The following is a 2,476-nucleotide window of genomic DNA, read 5'->3' as shown; positions in this document are numbered from 1 at the left end:
TCTCGAAGCGCGATCGCTGTTCTGGCGGTAGGAGAAACATAATTTGGTGAATTTGCTTCTGATTTTTTCTTATCTGAATCTTTCCCTGAAGGACGCTGAGTTGTCATAAACTGCGCTAAATTGTCTTGAGGCGATTCCCAGCCAAATGCCTGCATAATCGCTGTTGCAGATTGATAACGTTCGCGTAAAGAGATTTTCAGCATTCTGTTGAGAATTTTGCCAAAGTCTTTACTGACTGATATCGTATCCTGCCACTGAATCTCACCCGTAGAGCGATCGCTATCAAATTCTAGCGGTGCTTTCCCACTCAACAAGTAAAGACACGTTACGCCTAACGAATAAATATCGCTGGCATAAACAGGACGCAGTGAAAATTGTTCCGGCGGTGCAAATCCAACCGTGCCGATAAACTGGGTGGTTTGCTTCTGACCTCCTGTATCGCTTAAAGGAACCATCTCCTCTTTGACAGCTCCAAAGTCAATCAGCACCAGCCTCCCATCGTCCTGGCAACGGATGATGTTCTGGGGCTTAATATCGCGGTGAATTACATTATTGCCGTGGATGTACTGCAACAATGGCAGGATTTGACGAAGGAAATATTTAACGCCCTCTTCCGATAAGGGACCTCCGCGCCGCACCAAGCGTGCGAGGGTATACCCTCGTACATATTCTTGAACTAAATAGAATTCTCCCTCGTTTACAAAGTAATCTAGCAGCATGGGAATTTGGGAATGGCTGCCCAACTTACTGAGGGTTCTTGCTTCTTGCTCGAAGCGTTTCCGCGCTGTTTGCAGTCCAATCGGATCGCTAAACTTGGGACACAGCTGCTTAATCACGCACAAAGGATCGCCTGGCAAGTTGGCATCTCTGGCTAAAAAGGTGATACCAAAGCCACCTCTTCCCAACATTCGCAGGATCTCATAGCGATCGCGGAACAACTGCTCGGTACCACACAGCTGCCCTAGTTCAGTTTGCTGTAAAACATCTGAGTGAAAAGTTGACAGATTTGTGGGTGGAAAATTCATGACCGTCACTGGCAGGAGGAGGGCAGGAGGGGGGCAGGATCTGCGCTATGCTCCTAGTCTAGATCCCAGTTGTGATAAAAAGCAGAGCGTAATTTTTATTTCCTGATGGTATGGCAATCAGCGGGGATGCACAACCTTCCGCAGTAATATTCCCAGGTAGATCGTTCTGAATGTAGAGACCGGATGATTCGGTCTGTACAATTAAGATGCAAAATTTGCGAGCCAAATCGGGCTTATGACCATGAATACTACACTACAGCGTGTCTTTGACCAAGGTCGTGCTTTAAAAATTATTACCGGATTGAATAACTTCAATCCGGAGCGAGTTGCTGCCACCGTTAAGGCAGCCGACTTAGGCGGTGCTACTTTCGTCGATATTGCCGCAGAACCCAATTTGGTGCGGTTGGCTCGTCAGTTGACAAGCCTGCCAATTTGCGTATCAGCAGTAGAACCAGAACTGTTTGCGATCGCAGTGGAAGCTGGAGCGGATTTGATTGAGATCGGCAACTTTGATAGTTTTTACGCGCAGGGACGGCGGTTTGAAGCAGAAGAAGTGTTGGCGCTGACGCAAGCAACGCGATCGCTGCTGCCAAATATTACCTTGTCTGTCACCGTGCCCCATATTCTGGAGCTAGATCGGCAAGTTCAACTCGCAGAAGCATTGGTAAAAGCCGGTGCCGATATTATCCAAACCGAAGGAGGCACTTCCTCAACCCCGACTCACGCCGGTACGCTGGGACTGATTGAAAAAGCGGCTCCTACCTTAGCAGCAGCTTACGAAATTTCCCGCGCTGTTTCCGTCCCAGTCCTGTGTGCTTCCGGAATTTCTAGCGTTACTGCACCGATGGCGATCGCTGCCGGTGCTGCGGGTGTCGGCGTCGGTTCTGCCATCAACCAACTCAACAGTGAAGTCGCGATGGTAGCGGCTGTTCGTAGCTTGGTGGAAGCACTATCCACTGTCAGCCGCGAACGCATTCATGCGTAATCCCTAAGCGGTCGGAGTGATGAGTGATGAGTTTTGAATTTTGAATAAATCTTGGCTAAGGAACGTGGATTAAAAAACTTACACTGATGCACGTTCTGTAGGGACATGGCAGCGCCATGCCCCTACGCCAGAAATCGAGGTTAATCAATCAACCCTCAAAACTCAAAATTCAAAACTCAAAACTTATCCCAAGCAATCTTTCAAGCTGTAAACCACTTGCTCCTGTTCCGCCAGAGAAAGTTCTGGAAACATGGGCAAGGCCAAAACCTCGTGACAGACTTGCTCCACCACAGGGAAGTCCCCAGATTTATAGCCTAAATTCTTGTAGACCGGCTGTAGGTGTAAAGGCAGGGGATAGTAAACCATCGAACTAACGCCTTGCTGCTGTAGCTGATTGCGAACCTCATCCCGATAGCTGCCGTTACTGGATTGGGTGAGGCGAATCGTGTATTGATTCCAAACACAG

Annotated in this window: 3 protein-coding genes; 1 reads left to right on the top strand and 2 read right to left on the bottom strand. The window is 48.5% G+C overall.

What is annotated here, in order from left to right; all coding sequences use genetic code 11:
• Nucleotides 1-1,025, bottom strand: a 1,025-nt coding sequence (locus tag H6F50_RS05535) for a serine/threonine-protein kinase (RefSeq protein WP_190427228.1), incomplete at its 3' end; no start/stop codon positions are given.
• A 235-nt stretch (nucleotides 1,026-1,260) separates the two neighbouring features.
• Between H6F50_RS05535 and H6F50_RS05530 the strand changes: the two genes are divergently transcribed.
• Nucleotides 1,261-2,010 (top strand): DUF561 domain-containing protein, encoded by a 750-nt coding sequence (locus H6F50_RS05530; protein ID WP_190414319.1) that lies wholly within the window; start codon nucleotides 1,261-1,263, stop codon nucleotides 2,008-2,010.
• A 183-nt stretch (nucleotides 2,011-2,193) separates the two neighbouring features.
• On the opposite strand, the gene H6F50_RS05525 is transcribed toward H6F50_RS05530, so the two are convergent.
• Nucleotides 2,194-2,476, bottom strand: a 283-nt coding sequence (locus H6F50_RS05525) for a DegT/DnrJ/EryC1/StrS family aminotransferase (RefSeq protein WP_190427227.1), incomplete at its 5' end; no start/stop codon positions are given.

The organism is Coleofasciculus sp. FACHB-712 (assembly GCF_014695635.1).
Classification (GTDB): Bacteria; Cyanobacteriota; Cyanobacteriia; order Cyanobacteriales; family FACHB-T130; genus FACHB-T130.
Note: the sequence above shows the minus strand (reverse complement) of the source record. Positions and strands in the feature narration are given on the sequence as shown.